A 16,111-nucleotide genomic window follows, 5' to 3' on the forward strand; every position below is an offset into this window, starting at 1 on the left:
GGATCATGATTGGAAAATTCTTGTTCCGTTTGGCCGAATTTGCCGGGAGCACGTCATCTCCTCATGGCTTCGCCACAACTGCGCGCACTGGGGCCGGTGAATTATCCGGCTTGTTGATTGAACTGAACGACGGACAGGTTATCAGAAAGGTAGGACAGCGGCCGGCCATCCTTCGTGAGCCTTATGAGCGAAATCTGCTTGTTGTTCTGACTTCTGACAATACGGAGATCCCAAGGCCTGATCGTACGGTGAACAGCAATATAACCTGGCTCGGCCATTTGTGAGGGCAGGAGATTGGTGGGGTTTTCAAGCAAAGTATCGCATTGCGTGGCGAGGGTGTGTATCGCCTCCAGCCAATCCAGCTCACTAGAGGTCAGGCTACCGATGCTTTGCTGCGCTTCGTCCAGGACGACCTCGTCTCGTCGGATCAGCTGCGCGAGAGCGAGCACCATCGCATTTCCTTGAAGACGATTCTGCAGGTCTTCCGGGCTCTCCATGAATGGCTTTTGCAAATCGAGTGTAAGGCCGCAGTCCCACGCCAACCACAGCACCAATCCCTTAAGGCGTGCAATATCATCGCTGTCCCGAAAGGCTTCGTCGGCCTGTCGGAGATCAAGCAGGGACAGCCCCTTGGCGTTACGCTCGAAGAGCGTGAACATGATTGCCTGCAGCAGTTTGCGGCGCTCCTCCTGCGGAACGGTCGTCTTACCCTTTTCAACCCAGGCAGCCCGCCCATCGCATCGCCGCAGTTCCCGCAGCACGGCAAGAACGCCAAGCAGACGGATTGCCACTGCAGGAAAAGGCTGTTTGCCTTCAGCGCAGGCGGTAAGTTGGGTCGTAATGCGCCTTACGATCGTTCTGACCTTGGAATGGCAGATGTCCAGGAGCTCTGCCTGCTTTTCAGGTGAGATCGGATCAACCTCGGTAACAGGATCGTCGTCAGTACCCACCCGTTCTTCTTCATTGCGGCCGAAGCGGTCCAAATCCTCTTGGGGTTTATCCTCGCGCATTCCAAGATGATATATTAATGCGTCTAAGAGATAGCCGAAGTCGCTTGAGTGATGCAGGCGCTGTTTCCCACCGGGCTTTTTCATCTCATCGACACTGATCATAAGAGTGCCTTTATCTTCGGGATCGTTGGCTTTTGCCTGGTCGTCACCGCCAGCATTTTTTTTGATCGTCGGTTGCGATGGCTGATCGTCACCGAACACGATCTTGTCGAGGCACTGCACTAGCAGTTCTATATTCGGCGTATCGGTATCGAGGCTTTGGAGAGCATCCTTTAAACGTCTTTGGTTGCCGGTCCGGGCATGCTCTTCGACGAGCCCTGCGTGATGGATCAGAAGCTTCAGCGAATGGACATCACGGTGATAGCCGTCAAGGAAAGTGGCGGCGGCTGGAACGCTCGGAAACTCGACAACAAACATTGCCCCTTCAATTCTGTGGGTGGTTGTCCGCGAAATCTCGGCGCCATTCTCATTGCACAGCGTGAATACCATACTGGTCGATCCTTCGCAGAGCTGCGAATCAAACTCGATCCGGTCGCGTTCAGCTAAAGCAACGCCAGTCTGCGGACCTTCCGCTTTGGAATCCGCCTCAGCCTCCAATGTTTCCGCAATCGTTTGCCAGCCTGCCTCGTCGAGCAATGGCAGGGCGTGTACTGTATCCAATCCGGTTGCATTCGCCGCAGCGCGGGCATCATCCCCACGATACGCCAGCATCAGCTCGACATTTCCTCCATCGGCGTCTGCAAGCCAGGCCGGTCGGCTCGGATTTGCGCTTCCCACCGCAAATACAGAATTCCCGTTCCCGCTTTCGACATAGATGCTCTTGGCATGAAGATAGCCGCCAGTGTCGTTTTCATTTTCGAGGCCGAGTTTTGCCGCATCCGCAAACGAGACGCCCACGAGCGATTTCGCACTCTGATCCAGCTCCACGGTGGCCGGATCAACCGCGACCGTAAGGCGCTTGGGCTTCAGATCGTCTTTCACGCGAGCAATGAAGCCTAGTTTGCGATCAAAGAATGCGCCGCTGACACCCACGCGCTCGGTATCGCCTTCGAGAAGCTGCTTGAACTGATCCCACAACAGAGCCCCTCCGGGATGGCCAGCGAGCAGCCGAAGTTCGGCATTGGGCGAGGCCTCGTTCTTCAGCCAGGGCGCAAAGTCCCGCACGCGCTGGACCATTTTGCGAGTATGTTCAGGGAGGCCCCGCGTGAAATTTTGCAGCCAATACTCCACTGCGGCGAGCGCGTCGTTGGCGAGCGCAATTCCGGGCGCATCTTTTTCTCCCTCAATTCTGACCAGACCCGTGAGTTCGCGGTTAAATCCGAAGCCGGCGACGGTCATGTTGTGGCTCCCGATCAGGATCAGGCCTTTGTTTTTCCCAGCGAGAAAGATCAGTTTTGGATGGAAAGCGCCTTGAACCGTCATCGGCAAGAGGCTGTACTGACGCCCTGCAAGGCGCGGGGGATTGCCTTTCAGGCTGAGCGCATACTGCGCAGCATCCATCAGCAAGACGTTGTGGCGGATACCAGCACCGACCATGCGGCGCAGGACCACCTCTTCATAGAAAGGCAGATAGGCATTATAGGTCGTGATAAGCGACGCTTCGAAACCGCCCTTCTTGAGTTCTTCCAGCAGGGAAATTCTATGGAGCATCGCTATGCTCCATTATGGCTAAGCCGATGGAGCTCAGTTGCCAGGAACCCGTTGGATCTCGCTTGAGAGCGCCAATGTCTTTCAAAACGCGCAACGCCTGCGCAAAGCGCGGACGGGTGTGAACGGCGGGCGGGATAGCGACAACCTCCATGCCACGGTCCGAAGGTCTAATTCTGAAGGTCGATTGCGACTGACCGCGCAATTTCCGAAGGGCGACGCGGAGGTGCATTTCGATCCCCCAGTTCAATAATAACCAGCGAAGAAGTTGAGGCATGCGTAGGGACGCCCAATTGTCGGAGGCTCGCTGAGCGAAGGACTGGAGATTTATCGGGTAGTAGCGAAAATAATCCGCCTCAAAAATCAGGTCGGAATATTGATTGCCGTCCTGTCCGCCTCTTGCCGCCAAGGCAAGAATAGTCCTCAAGGCCGCCACGACAATCGCTTGGCGGCTTTCGGGGGTTTTCTCGCGATGGGAAAGCGCAAAGATTTCCTCGGTGAGTTGGACCTCATGCATTTGCGAGGTCCAACTGGAAAACTCCGGCAACCAGTTGGGGGCCACCGCTACAAGATCCGCGAATGTCTCTTGGCTTCCGAGCTGTTCGAGTGCGTCGATCGCTTCGGGTTGGGTCAAATACCAGTCGGCGATATCCGCACTCGTCTCTAAGCGAAGGCCCGACGCTGCGTATGCATCAAGCACTACATAGAAGAGCCCTTGGACAGCCAAGGAAAGCAATTCATTGCGAGCGTATGTGGCCCATCGCCCGCGGTTGCGCATCAGAACGTCCGGTATCTGCCAGCTTTGCCCGCTTGGCAGGCTTTGCGTATAGCAACATGCGCGGAAACGTTCTTCCGTGCATTCGTGGTTTTCCTGGCCGAGAGCCTGAGCAAGATTCAGAATCAAATGTAGCGTCCGGCGCCGTGGCAGGGCTTCGCTGTCTTCGAATGGGCCGCGCGCGAAGAAAAGGTCGCTTAGGATTTTCTGCTCTTCAGGTCGTTCGGCGATATGGCAAGGGCAAAAGGAATGTAGTTGATCGAGTTCCGCTGCGGTCACAGAGTCGGCGTCGACGACTTTCATGAAAAGGGTCCGGTCAACACTCGCGTCCATTTTCTCGGCGATGGCCTGACCGATTTCCCGCGTGTAGTTTATGCCGCGCGATGTGTCTCCGTCGAGAATGCGCAATTCCCTCAGGACACCAAGATAGTACTGGCCTAGCCCCCCCAGCCAATTCGCAAAATAGCGCTTCGTTGCGCCGCTTCTGAGGGAATAATCCGAGAGTCTTACTGTCGCACCATCGGCTATGGACCGCGCCACGCTTGATAGAGTTATGCTGCCGACCATTGCTGCAGCGTGATCATCTGCCTCACCGTCAGATACCGATGCATGGCGAAGAGCAATCAGGGAAAAAAGACAGTCTGCGCGACGAAAGCGTTCAATAAATTCATCGTCGTATTTCGTGTGGCCGGCTTTGCCGAAAGCCCAAATAAGCCACGGATAGAACGAATAGTAACGCGCCCGGTCGGTTACATTTGTGATCCCGGGAAGCATGCGGCTGTAAATATTGATGCAGGTCGCCTGCACAGCGAGGTGGTCGAGGCCGCCGATTTGCGGTGGAGGTTTTACCCAAGCCATCTGTACTAGCATTTAATCAATTCCTGGATGGAAATACGCCGTTGCCGGATTTTAAAACAGTCGTGCAGCGCCTACGCACTGCTGTTGAAGAGAATAAAATGAAACGCGCTAATCGTACGCCCCACCTCCTGTTCGATCGAACGCCTTATCTCGGTGTCCACGACCTGAGCCAGCAGCGCATCGGAAAATCGGCGACAACCAGTCCTCCTACCGCCAGTCGGACCTCAAGCAAGCGTGGCTGCGATGTTACTTCAGTCGTGGCGAAATGCCCAAGGGAACTCTGGCCATTTCATTAGCTTATGAGTTCGTAATCCTCTCCGCCAATCCGCTGCAAGGCCGACCGCATGTCACTAAAAACGCCGGCGAGTTTCGCCTCGCAATCGGTACAGCCACCCGTTCTTTCGACGACGACTACGAGTGACTTGCCGTTGCTAGTTAGGTGTCCAATGAATAGGTCAGGATAATATTCATTTTCACCAGCATCTGAAATAATAAAGTCTTTAAGCAATTTTGAATCGTGACTGCTAAGTTTATGTGTTTTGTCATAAAGCGTCATTTTCGCCTCATGGTCATCGTAAATTCGCTCAAAGAAATCTTCTATCACGCTTCGGTCTGGCGCATTCCAATTGTCACTAGGTATTACGATTCCATAATACTCATCGGCGTTCTCGAAAAGGTCGAACCCTAGCCTGGATAGCTCTTTTGCCTGCTGTTGAGTCGTTAATTCCAACATTCTATCGAAGGTTCTTCTGTCTATTTCCATTTGCGGTCTCCGAAAAAGGGGAAGCTACCATTCAAAGCCTGTTTGCCGTCGAAAAATGGCAAACTTAGATCGTTCGCTCCCAGGGGAACTCAATGTCACGCCGTCCGAAATGCCCATAAGCCGCGGTCGGAAAATAGATAGGACGTTTGAGATCGAGAGTTTCAATGATCCCCTGTGGGCGCAGATCGAACTCTTGAGCCAAGTCTGCCGCAAGATCTCGTTTCGGTTCGGCCGCTGTTTCGAAGGTTTCAACGGCGAAACTGACGGGTTCCGCGACGCCGATGGCGTAAGCAAGCTGAACCAGCGCCCTGGAGGCCCAGCCCCGGGCGACGATTTGTTTGGCTAGGAATCGCGCCATATAAGCCGCCGACCGGTCGACCTTGGATGGATCCTTGCCGGAAAATGCGCCGCCCCCGTGGGGCGCCGCGCCGCCATAGGTGTCAACGATAATTTTTCGGCCAGTGACGCCGGTGTCGCCCTTCGGTCCTCCCGTCACGAAGCGCCCCGTCGGATTGATGAGGGTTTTGAAGCTGCGTGCGCGAAGCTCTCGCGGAACGATCGGATCGATGATGTGTGCTTCGACCGCTTGCCTGACCTCATCGAGCTTCATGCCGGCGTCGTGTTGGGTTGACAGGACGACGGCTTCGATTTCGGTCGGCCGGCCATCGACATACCTGAACGTGACCTGGGATTTCGCATCGGGTTGCAGCCACGGCAGGGCGCCGTTCTTTCGGACTTCCGCCTGTCGGCGGACGAGCCGGTGGGCATATGCAATCGGCGCTGGCATCAACTCCGGCGTCTCATCGCTCGCGTAGCCGAACATCAGCCCTTGATCGCCGGCGCCCAGGACGCCATCGGCTCGATCGACGCCTTGATTGATGTCCTGAGACTGGCCGTTGAAATGAATCTGAACCAGGCAGCGATCAGGATCGATGCCAGTCGACGCATCCCGGTATCCGACATCGTGCAGAACCCGACGGACCAAGCCGACTGCGCTATCGCGAACGGCTTGGAAATCCTGGATCTTGCGGGTCTTGAACTCGCCGGCGACCACGACGCATTGATCGGCCAGCAGTGTCTCGCAGGCGACGCGAGCGTTCGGGTCGAGCGTCAGGAACGCGTCGAGCACCTTATCGGAGATTTGATCCGCGAGTTTGTCGGGGTGGCCTTCCGAAACCGATTCCGATGAAAAAAGCCCGTTGCGAATGGTCATGTCATTTTCCCTCTTTAGCCTCGTTCGACCGAATGTCGGGGCAGGCAATTCGGATCAAATCCCCCCGGCCTGTTGCTCGGCCAAGCAATAAATCAGCGTAACAAGATCAGTTTCGGCGTTGCCTCTTCGCCCGTCCAGACGACAGCATCCTGACTCCAGCGCTTTCCCAGGATGCATGCTGCTTCGTGATCAATTCCAAGCGCGAGGTAGCTTTTTTCTGGCGGCCAGAGCCCATTCAAGTCCGCCCCTTCGCCTTCGACGACACAAGCTGAAATGGTGCGAAGGTCTTTCCCCAACAGCCTATGTGCGGCTTCGTTGGCCGCTTCGCTTTGTGCTTGTCCAAACGGATTGAATGCGGTGATGAAAAGACCGCAATTTCGGTCGCTCGAAACGTACAGCCTTGCCAACTCAGGCGAGTACTGGCCGATGCGCAGCGTGAAACTTTCCGCGCCTGTTCCGACGCGGTAGAGGGTCGCGAAATATGCGGCGACCTTGTCTGGTGCAATTTCGGAATCCGCCAACAAAAAACCCTCCGAAAACGGAGGGTCGACGCATCCCGTTTCATTGCTCTTGCGAGCCACATCTCCTTGCGGAAACCACCTTGCCTGGGGAGGCCGGTTGGTTTGGGCGTCGACCCAATCTGGATGCTGTAGGAACCGTAGCTTTCGGTTCGGAACCTGTCAATCAGCCGGGTCGTCTGGTCAGCGCCTGCGGCAAGTTTTTTAGAATCGCGCCAATGCAAGCCGTCGAATGCGCGATCAGATTTCTGATGGTTCGTGATCTTTTGGAGGCGCCTTCCAACAACGATTCAGGCTGGCTATGATCCGGCTTGTGCGCGTGGCGACGGAGAATCTGTCGCAAGGGATGTGAGCAGGGCGTGATAGCGTCTCCATTGTGCGGGCAGCCAAATGAGGATCTCGCGATGGCTCTCCAATTGTGGATTGGAAATGGCGGTCACTGGTTCTTCGACACCAGCCTAGGCGTGCAGGTGGGGCAAGCTGATCAACGGCCTGATGGTTCTTGGGACGTTGAGGTTTCCGATGAGGTATTTCGCGCCAGGGATCTCGAGGCCGCGAAACGAATTTTTCTGGAAAATTATGATCCCAAAAAGGTGGCGCTAAGTCCCTTGTCGGATGATGGCGAGATCGAGGAAGACGAATTTGAGATCATCACGCTCGCCTAGCGTCCGCTTTGCGAGATTGCGATGATGCCGACGTCTTTCGTTCGGAGCGTTTCGTTCAGTTGTGGTCTGCGAAGAAGGGGTTGATCGTCGTTCGGAAAACAACCAAAGGTGCGTTCCTTTGCGGTCCGGCCTCGCGTCTCGCGATGTTCTGGCAGGGGGCGTTCGATCGAACGCGCGGACGCCTTGTGCGCGCGCCCCTTCGTCTGATGTTGGTTTTGCGCTAGCTAACGCTCATCGCGCGCGGATTGGCGATGGGACATGATGAATACATCGAACGCAGCCAGCGCTTCATAAATTGCGCCGGCGACCTCGACGAAGTCTGGCCCAGGTGCTGGGTCGTCGGCGTTCTCGATAATTTCGAGGGCGCGGGTTAAGCGCTCGTGTGTGCGAACAAGTAAGCGCATGATCAAATTGTTCAATTCTTGATTATTTTGCTTCATTGGTTTTTCCTTGGGTTTTGTGTGTTGGTTTTTTTATTTTATAGTCAGATATTGAAGTTCAATTATACATGTCTAAGTGCATAAAATATTAGATGCGGTTGAGGTGTCTGAATGGAGAGACAGGAAATTCGATGATCCACGGCTTGCCAATTCTTGGAATCGATTTTTCGGGAGACCACAGCAAGTGGTCCGCGCGATGCTCGAATTCGAACGTCTGGATCGCGCAGGGGCTGCTTCGTTCGGAGACGATCTCGCTTCAGAAACTGCAGCGGGTGCAAGGCCTGGCGGGTCGGGGCGATCCGTTCCAGCGATTGTCCAATCTGTTGAATTCAGAGGTCGCGGGTGTTGCGGCGATCGACGCTCCCTTCAGCCTGCCAGCCGAAAATGTGAACGACGCTCCAGAGAAGATTTGGCTTGCCTGCCGGAGACTTGCCTGCGACGGGCGTGCATTTTGTCGGGGGAGCGACCTGGTGCAAACTTTCGCGCCCGAATTGGGCGCGCGAGGGAAAAAGCTACTTCGCGAAACCGAACGCTATTGGCAGGGCAGGCGTGTCAATGTTCGCTCGACGACCTGGTCTGGGCCAAGGGGCGGGGCGCCATTTGCTGCGGCCTGCATGACGCTGCTGTCACTTCACAAGGGGGCCGTATGGCCTCTGACGGATCACCCTTCAGAGGCGAAGATGACACTGGTTGAGGCCTTTCCCGCGGCCCAGCTTCGACATTGGGAATTGCCTTACGTGAAATACAATGGCGCGACGGAGACTGAACACAACCAACGAGCGATCATCATCGAGGGGTTGAAAAGGAAGGGCCTGGTCGCCGCAAGCGAGGATGATATCGACTTGTGCCGGAATTCGGCGGATGCCCTCGATGCGGTCATCTGTCTGTTTGCCGCTGCAGCATTCGCGAGGGGGCGTCTCGCAGTTATGCCTGGCGCATCCTCGAGAGCCGAAGGGCATATTGCGGTCCATGAATGATCTCGCAAAGCGCCGCGCGGAGATGGCATTGCTTATGAACAGAGTCCGCTCGGCCTCTCTTCTGCCGTCGTTGGTGAGCGTTTCTGCTGTGGGCCGGTCGATGACATGGCCTTCGTCTCAGATCGCGAGCGAATCAAGGCCAGCTAGCCGACCATGCCGACTAACTGAAGGATAAGATGTTCAATCGCGGCAACCAGCCGGTCCGTATCTCGGGTAGGCCGAAAGATGTACAGTTCCTTGGCCAAGCTGATCCGGGAAGTGCCGCCGAACCGATAATCGGTGTAGCGCTGGGCAATGGTGGGATCGAGGCGAAGCTTCGCCATGTGGCTGCGCCCCTCGTCTGTGGTTGCCCAACTTGCCAGTGAAACACTTTCGAGGGCTTGATGGAGGCGCGCTTCGAAGGTCTCGATCGTGACGCCCACCGGCAGTCGGACGGCAATTGCGCGCGGTTCGATAGTGATTGGCGCCGATCTCGTCGCTTGTTTCATGCAGCTCAGTTGGGCGGCAATGAAAGTATTGAAGCCATCCTCCTTCATAAAGCCTGACGGCCCCCGAACAAGGCTTCCATAGCCGTCACGCGAAAGCTCGTCGATGCGCTTTCTGACGTCATGGTTCTCGGTGACCCCGAGCTTTCGCAACGGAAGGCAAAGCTGTTTCGAAAGCGTCTGTAGCCCTATCGAGCCAGCCGCATAGACCCTGGCGAGAGATCCAGGGACGAAGCGCTCCCGGAATTCCGCGCTCTCGAACATTCCGGCAGACACGGCTTCCAGACCTTCGCCGCCCAGCAATGGCCAGACGGTCGGAATGTGACCGAAAACGGCGCCTCCTGCGCCCAGCGGCGACGACGCCGGCATGACAGGTTTGGGGGCGTTGTCCAGCCGCGCGAGAATCATGCGGAGCGCGTCGCAAAGAGCGCGACGATCTTCGGCCTTGTCGAGATCGATGGTGTCGATGTCAAGCAATTGAAAATCCTTTACTTGTTTTTGGGGTTTCTCTTTCTTCTCTTCCAGCTCTTTCTCAAAATCGGGCTTGCTAAGGGGCGTGTCGATCGGATCGCGCGCAGGTCGTCATTGAGGCCGGGACCTGATCGTGCGGCGCACAAGATTGGTTCTTTGGCGATTGGCGGAACGAGTGAATCCTGACCCGCGTGTGGCCTGCGCGACGCAGAGCGTGCCGCCACGCCTGACATCGCCGCTACAAATTGCGCCCGGCGAGGGTAAGGTTGAAACGGCGAAGCCCATGAGCTCGGTCGCGACAATGGCCGACTTGAGAGCGATAGGCGGGGCCTGAAACAGAATTTGCCGATCAGGGCGCGCGACGAGGGCAGCCAGTCAAAGGCAGCAAAATCAAAAAGCGTTCGGTCCCCAAATTGGGATCAGTTCGAAAATGCAGGCTGCAGGCTTCCCGTCCATGAGGGCGTGATAAATTCAAGCACCGCTTGCAGGAAAGCAGCTCGTCATTCGTCAACGGCGAAAAAGCCGAGAGACAGCTGTTGGAGGCTTAAGCCTCTGTCCTGATCACGAAGCTCGATCCAGTCCTGGTAGTCGATCTGGGAGTCGAGATTGGACTGATGCAGGCGGCGGGCCGTCGCCTGGCGATCACCGATGAGTTCGGTGCCGTGCAACTTTCTGACCAGGTGAGGGTAGATCCGAAAACCGAAAATAGCCTTGGTGAAAGCCGGCAGGGCTCGCCCGAATCCGCTACGTGACAGCGGCTTTCCCTCGTCGGAAATGAAAACGGCGGAGGGATCCGGCCGGTCGCCAAGGAGCGCCGGTCGCACTTCGTCGAACCAGGCGTCAAAGAGGATGGAAAGATCTTCATACATGGTTCTGGCATACCGCATGCCGCCCTTGGTGAGCGATCCAGGAACGGCGACTTCACGGGATAAAGGCGTTTCGGAAGACTTCCGAATTGGAGCGGCTCGAGGTTTTTCCACGTGTTCCTTCTGCAGCGACGCGAGCGTTCGCAAACGGACCGGATGATCCGCCAGAAACGCCACGATCAGAGCCGTTCGATATTGTCTGGCGAGCTGCTTGGGATCGCGATAAGGCAAGGGCGACTTTCTGAGATCGCGGAACCTTTTGAGCGCTCGCTCGGCAAATTCGCGGCAGCGGCGGCCGAGTTCTTCCGTCGAGGGCGGCTCGACGGGTTCAGAATCCTCGCCAAGGTCGGGATTGCCGGCGGCGCGCAGGTCGAAACCCAGGTCATTGTCGTCGATCAGGCGGCGAAGCGCATTCAGGCGATTGATTTCGCGCCGCTCGCGGACAAACAGTTGACGTTCCGAATCGCCGAAAATCGCGCGCAACGCCGATACCAGTTCCTCGAGACGTGAGGTTTGAGTGACGAAATCAGAATTCGCATAGAACTCCTGGTAATAGCGGATCGGGTCGGCGTCGCCCCAATGCGTGAACTCGTCCGCGGCGGGAGAATTCCGGTCGCGCAGGATTGTGAAGTGATGGCGCAGCGCCATCTGCATTGCCTTGATGTGGTTTGGCGAAAATTCGCGACCGTTGCGTCGCCGCGCCTTGGGCAGGCGGATTTCGTGAGTGTTGAAGGTGAAGACGGATTTGCCATCATAGGTGGTGACGAATATGAAGCGCTGCTTGACCGCTTCAGGCAATGTTTCGAAGTCGAGCGCGCGGCGCTCCATGCGGCCTGGATGATTGGACGAGGCCTTGCGGATTTGCCTGACCCGCTCAAAAATGGGCCCGACGTCGCAGCCAAGGTCAGCGGCCTTGAGCATGCAGCCAAGCGCGTTCAGCCGCTGTACGAGATCCTTGGATGAGATCGTTCGCTCGAAATTGGCGATCGCCACATTGGTGACGAGAAAACTGGCGTCGATCGCGGTGAGGTCGACGCCGGCGAGTTTCTGCGCGCCAAGATAGCGTCGGAATTCGCCCGCATAGGTCTTGTCATCCCGTGCGTCGAGCTTGTCGTAATGCTTCTTGAATTGGGGCGCCTCGGACATGTCGATGGCGTAGCTGGATTTGGTTTTGGGGGCGAGCTTGGCTCTGGCCTCGAATTCCTGCGCTCTTTTTCGAAGATACGAGGTATCGACCAGCGGCGCGACGTGGTTTGCGAATCCGATCAGGTTGCGCAAGTGCGTGGCCATGGACCTGGCCGAAAGGCGAGCCTGGTGGGTCTCGATCAGCAGGTTGATCTTGCGGGGCGTGTAATGCGCCGTGACGTAATTTTGCCTTTCGAATGCCGCGGGCTCCGTCTCCAATGGCGCAACGTTGTCGTCGACGCTGACGCGGAGGAGGAGCCGATGCGCGTTGAGATAGTTCAATCGTTTTTGTTCCGCCCGCTTCAGCATTCTGGCGCGCTTGACGGGGTCTCGCTCCTCCAAGGCGGGGGCGGCGAGGATGTCGCCGAGCGCGATCGCCGCGTCGTGATCGGCGTCGGAGAAAAGGTCGCAGTCGAGCGCATAAGCGGAGACGTCAGGGTTTTTAGCCACGGCGGCCTCCCTTCGCCTCGGCGATCGCGTCGAGCATGGGTTTGAAATAGTGCCTCACATAATCCGGGCTGAGGCGCGTCGCCTTCGCGATATCCTCGATCAGATCCTCGCCATTGGTCTCCTCCGCCGCCCAGGCCACGCGATAGACGCCCAGGTCGCGCAAGCTCCTGGCGGTGAACGGCGCCTCAATCCGGGCTAGGAGCCTCGTGACGGCGCTGACGGCGCCCTTCGCCAACTGGCCGTCCTTGCCTGGCGTCAGGGATTTCGGCGGAAAGCCGTAGGCCCGTTCAAAGCCGAGATAGAACGAGCCGATGAGATCACGCAGCGGAGGCGTCAGCTGATTTTCGAGGGAGCCATATTTTTTCGAAAACAGCATCGGCCGGCGGGACCATGTCGGTTCTCCGGAGAACGTGCAGTGTGTGATGATTTCGAAGGACGCCGGAGCCGAAACCGCCACAAGCGCGCCAAGGGCGCTGCTGACCCGGACGAGGACGGTGAGTTTCTTCAGGTCGTCGGGTTCGGCAAACTGCGCATTCTGGACCAGGGTCGCGCCGAACTCTTGGAATTTCCCGATGTCCCGGTAGGACTGAAAACTCCGCACGACGGCGGCGCTGATGACGCCCAGATCATGATCGTGGGCGATCTGTGCGGCCAGCGCATTGAGCTCGTTGGCGGCGCCATAGTCATGATGGAATTGCGCCAGCTGCGAGAGCGATCTCAAGGCCTGGATGGAGCGGCCCGTCGAGTCGGCCTTGGCAGCCGGCGTGATGATCGCCATGGCCGTCTCGCCGTACAAATCGGTGAGGCGATCGATCGTGACGCCGTCCGCGGCGAGATAGTTCTTGGCGTTGACGAGGCCGTTGATGATCCCGTTCCTGTTTTCCTCTGAAATCGGGACGCGACCCTTTTGGGCGATTTTTTCGAGCATGGCTTCGGTGGCATGGATCGCCGGCAGGCGGTAGGTTTTGAACAACGCCGCCAGCTCCACCGCGAAGCGCTTCTCGAACGCTGCCCGATCGGCTTCTGCCTGCGCGTCGACGCTCGGGATTGCATCGAGCAGGGGAAGATCCATGCCCGTCCGCTTCCTGATATCGGCCAGGGCGTGGATGAGTGCGTTGGCCGCATAGCGGGCGATCATGTCGGGCTGCCGGAAATAGGCCTTCGCCGCGTCCTCCGGCAGGGCAGCGAGGATGTTGCTCAAGAGAGCGGCGTCGACCTCCGACGGCGCGACGCCACGTTCTATGAAATAGAGCTTGAAGAAGCGCAGGATCCGGCGCTGTCGTTTTGTTCCTTTTTTGACAACGTCATCCCATTGCTGGGCCAGGTCGACATTGCCGAGTTTTTCAGGGTTTTGAATCTGGTTCATCGTGATCCCGTTCCCTTGGTCACATCATTTATGGCCGCCGCGGCGGCCGTGATCGTGATGAGGCCGGCGATCGGGGTTTTGGCGTCACCGTGACGAGTGACAGCGGCGTCGCCATCGGCGCCGTAGTCGTGGCTCGCGGCAGGCGGAGTCTTTTCGTGGCCGGCCGGTGTTGGCGGTGAGCGGTGGAATAGGTGGAGCGCTTTGGTTTTCATCATTTCGGAATTCCAAAAATCGGCCGCAGGGCGCCGATCGCGCGACGGGTGTCGCGCGCTGGATGCAGAGCGGATCGTGGGGGTGGATTAGAACGGCGGCGGCGGGAGGCGCGTTGTCGAGTCGATCGATTTCCTTGTCATGGGGGAGGCTGGATCAGATGCGTTCGAGAGAGTCGATGAAGTCCATCAGGTCATCGTGGGCGACGACCGTCCTGCGCCCACATTTCCGCGCCCGCAGCTTGCCGGTGGAAATGGCGTCGTAAATCGTAGTGCGGCTGAGGCCGGTCAGTTCGACGACCTCGTCGATCGAGTAGAGGAATTTGAGCTTCAGCGGCATTTTCAATTTCGATCGTGGTTTTGGCGCAGAGGTTTTCGGTTGAAACTCTGTTCCTGATATTCGAACCCGATCATCGTCCCTGGTCAAATGCGACAAGAAAACACGAAGAAGTGCGACACTGCGCAGGCAGAACGCCATCTAGAAGGCGCGGAACTCGTCATCGGCGACGCCAACGCGGCGTCGGGCATGGCGGCTGATGGGTTTTCGACTTTTCGGCTTCTCATGCCGCGCTGCGCGGGGTGTTGGCGGCCTCGGGTTTTCGGCGCCGCGTCGCGTCCGGGCTGGATTCCCGCTTTTTTGCTGCCTGAGCCGCGGCCTGCAGTTCTCGATGACCGCCGGATCGTTTCGGCGACATCGCTTTTTCGTCCGGCGCTGGCGCGGATCGCGGCGACCGCGGAAGGTTTTCCAACAACAGACGACGACCGCGTCGATATTTTGTTGGAAAACCTCATTCGCATCCTGCGGCAGGGGCGCAGACAGCGATTTCGTGAAATGGTCCGGTCCGCCATTCATCGCTACTTTTTCCAACAGGAAAATCTCGGATTTCGCGAAAGTGTTGGAAAACCAATCAGCCGTCGGCGCCGATCAGCGCGGTGGCGGTGTCGACGAATTCGACCGAAAGCCTGCAGGTGTTGGAAAACCATCGCGACATCTGTTCGCCTTCGCCATTTCCTTGCTGATCGAAATCGTCAACCCAGGCTCTTGGTCGACGGGACGGCGCTGTTAGCGGGTTAGCTGGGAATGACCATCACCGCCTTCGTCGCGCCGATCGCCCGCCGTCGCTCAGATTTCAGAACCTAGAATTTTTGGTGGACACGAAACGGTCAGAACGCGACCATTTCAGAAGGCTTCGTTTTGGTGACGGCATGAAAATGTTTCGAGCTTTCGACAGGCAGCAGAGCGTTGCGCTTGACGCGACGGAGGAAAGCTGGCGCGGGTTGATCGCAGCGGAAGACCATTACAGGCGGCGCCGTGGCAGCGTGGTCCTGGATCACAAGGGCCGTGTCCTCGAAAGCTCCTATCCCGGAGGTTGGCCCCCTCGTCGGCAGGAACAGATCTATCCGGATGATCCGGCCGCATACAAGAAGGAGTTTGACGACAGACGGGAAGCAGCAAAACAGGCCTTGCAGGAGGCAAAAGCAATCGTCGCCCGCCAGGCGCGGATCAACGTCGCGCTCGAAATCAATCGGGCGCCGACCTCCCTCTGCGATGTGCTCCGGACGCTGGAAAGATGCGGCGTCATCGATGATTTTGTCATCAAGAGCAGGCACGCCGTCCTTGGCTATGAGGTCGCGGCCAAGGGCTGCGTTGGCCTGAACATCCTCCGCGACAATCCGCCGATCGAATTCCTGGCGCGACGTTCGCTTTCGGAAGAGGAGTTGCTGGGCGTCTTGCAATTTGGCGACAAGACCTTCGATTTGCGGGAGGGCCCTTCGCCGACCGCCGTCAATTCGGCCGGTTGCGTGGTGGTCATGTCGAATCTCCCTCCAGGCGGCGTGATTGACGAGGAGCCGATGCTGGATGACGAGGCCGCCCCTCACTGGGGCGCGGTCGAAGCGATCGTCATCGATCGAAAGGGATACCCAGCGCGCATGCGTGCGATCGATCCTCGGAAATTCGCCAGGAATTTGTGGATCAAGTCGATCGTGGACGGCAACACCCCGGAGGGCCGTCACGCGTTGGAACGCGAATTCCGAGAGCTGTGCGCCCTGGTGTTCGGCGAGCTACAGACGCCAATAGACCGGGCGAATTTTGCGAATCTTTTTTTACGCGATGGAGACCGGATGTTGGACAGCTTCCTGCAAGCCTTGCATGGCGGCTGAAGCGGCGTGCTCTTCGAGCCGCGCGAATGTAGTCGTTGGTCTTGACCTCG

General features: G+C 57.5%; 15 protein-coding genes and 1 riboswitch. Of the genes, 4 read left to right on the plus strand and 11 right to left on the minus strand.

Features of this window, described 5'->3' with window-relative positions; genetic code table 11:
* Nucleotides 1–101: 101 nt before the first annotated feature.
* From QM467_RS15835 to QM467_RS15855, 5 genes are all read right to left on the minus strand, one after another.
* The gene (locus QM467_RS15835; RefSeq protein WP_283367310.1) at nucleotides 102–2,660 is read right to left on the minus strand and encodes a hypothetical protein; all 2,559 of its coding nucleotides are present in this window, start codon (nucleotides 2,658–2,660) and stop codon (nucleotides 102–104) included.
* Nucleotides 2,650–4,302: a hypothetical protein gene (locus tag QM467_RS15840; RefSeq protein WP_283367311.1), complete on the minus strand. Its 1,653-nt coding sequence runs from the start codon at nucleotides 4,300–4,302 to the stop codon at nucleotides 2,650–2,652. Before QM467_RS15840 ends, QM467_RS15835 begins: the two co-directional genes overlap by 11 nt.
* Before the next feature lie 280 nt (nucleotides 4,303–4,582).
* The gene (locus QM467_RS15845) at nucleotides 4,583–5,053 is read right to left on the minus strand and encodes a hypothetical protein (RefSeq protein ID WP_283367312.1); all 471 of its coding nucleotides are present in this window, start codon (nucleotides 5,051–5,053) and stop codon (nucleotides 4,583–4,585) included.
* A 64-nt stretch (nucleotides 5,054–5,117) separates the two neighbouring features.
* On the minus strand, nucleotides 5,118–6,266 hold the full coding sequence (metK, locus tag QM467_RS15850; protein ID WP_283367313.1) for a methionine adenosyltransferase: 1,149 nt from the start codon (nucleotides 6,264–6,266) through the stop codon (nucleotides 5,118–5,120).
* Nucleotides 6,267–6,358: 92 nt separating this feature from the next.
* The gene (locus QM467_RS15855) at nucleotides 6,359–6,787 is read right to left on the minus strand and encodes a DUF3293 domain-containing protein (protein WP_283367314.1); all 429 of its coding nucleotides are present in this window, start codon (nucleotides 6,785–6,787) and stop codon (nucleotides 6,359–6,361) included.
* A gap of 29 nt (nucleotides 6,788–6,816) precedes the next feature.
* Nucleotides 6,817–6,919: riboswitch (SAM-I-IV-variant riboswitch) on the minus strand.
* 269 nt (nucleotides 6,920–7,188) lie between these two features.
* On the opposite strand from QM467_RS15855, the gene QM467_RS15860 reads away from it, so the two are divergent.
* Nucleotides 7,189–7,449, plus strand: a complete 261-nt coding sequence (locus QM467_RS15860) for a hypothetical protein (RefSeq protein WP_283367315.1) — start codon at nucleotides 7,189–7,191, stop codon at nucleotides 7,447–7,449.
* Between the two features lie 224 nt (nucleotides 7,450–7,673).
* Here the strand turns inward: QM467_RS15860 and QM467_RS15865 are convergent, their stop codons facing one another.
* A complete protein-coding gene (locus tag QM467_RS15865; RefSeq protein WP_283367316.1) occupies nucleotides 7,674–7,889 on the minus strand; it encodes a hypothetical protein in 216 nt (71 codons plus the stop codon).
* 131 nt (nucleotides 7,890–8,020) lie between these two features.
* Between QM467_RS15865 and QM467_RS15870 the strand changes: the two genes are divergently transcribed.
* Nucleotides 8,021–8,866 carry a DUF429 domain-containing protein gene (locus tag QM467_RS15870; RefSeq protein WP_283367317.1) on the plus strand — a complete coding sequence of 282 codons (846 nt, stop codon included), beginning with the start codon at nucleotides 8,021–8,023 and terminating at the stop codon, nucleotides 8,864–8,866.
* 143 nt (nucleotides 8,867–9,009) lie between these two features.
* On the opposite strand, the gene QM467_RS15875 is transcribed toward QM467_RS15870, so the two are convergent.
* The 5 genes from QM467_RS15875 to QM467_RS15895 form a co-directional block, all read right to left on the minus strand.
* On the minus strand, nucleotides 9,010–9,828 hold the full coding sequence (locus tag QM467_RS15875; RefSeq protein ID WP_283367318.1) for a hypothetical protein: 819 nt from the start codon (nucleotides 9,826–9,828) through the stop codon (nucleotides 9,010–9,012).
* A 494-nt stretch (nucleotides 9,829–10,322) separates the two neighbouring features.
* Nucleotides 10,323–12,323: a hypothetical protein gene (locus tag QM467_RS15880; protein WP_283367319.1), complete on the minus strand. Its 2,001-nt coding sequence runs from the start codon at nucleotides 12,321–12,323 to the stop codon at nucleotides 10,323–10,325.
* Nucleotides 12,316–13,689, minus strand: coding sequence for a hypothetical protein (locus QM467_RS15885; protein WP_283367320.1), 1,374 nt, complete (start codon nucleotides 13,687–13,689; stop codon nucleotides 12,316–12,318). The genes QM467_RS15880 and QM467_RS15885 overlap by 8 nt, the downstream gene beginning before the upstream one ends.
* Entirely contained in the window at nucleotides 13,686–13,904 is a 219-nt protein-coding gene (locus tag QM467_RS15890) for a hypothetical protein (RefSeq protein WP_283367321.1), read from the minus strand. The genes QM467_RS15885 and QM467_RS15890 overlap by 4 nt, the downstream gene beginning before the upstream one ends.
* A gap of 151 nt (nucleotides 13,905–14,055) precedes the next feature.
* A complete protein-coding gene (locus tag QM467_RS15895; RefSeq protein WP_283367322.1) occupies nucleotides 14,056–14,238 on the minus strand; it encodes a helix-turn-helix domain-containing protein in 183 nt (60 codons plus the stop codon).
* 87 nt (nucleotides 14,239–14,325) lie between these two features.
* Between QM467_RS15895 and QM467_RS15900 the strand changes: the two genes are divergently transcribed.
* Nucleotides 14,326–14,973 (plus strand): hypothetical protein, encoded by a 648-nt coding sequence (locus tag QM467_RS15900; protein ID WP_283367323.1) that lies wholly within the window; start codon nucleotides 14,326–14,328, stop codon nucleotides 14,971–14,973.
* 74 nt (nucleotides 14,974–15,047) lie between these two features.
* On the plus strand, nucleotides 15,048–16,061 hold the full coding sequence (locus QM467_RS15905; RefSeq protein WP_283367324.1) for a hypothetical protein: 1,014 nt from the start codon (nucleotides 15,048–15,050) through the stop codon (nucleotides 16,059–16,061).
* Nucleotides 16,062–16,111 lie beyond the last annotated feature (50 nt).

This window comes from Rhodoblastus sp. 17X3, assembly GCF_030056575.1.
Classification (GTDB): domain Bacteria; phylum Pseudomonadota; class Alphaproteobacteria; order Rhizobiales; family Beijerinckiaceae; genus Rhodoblastus.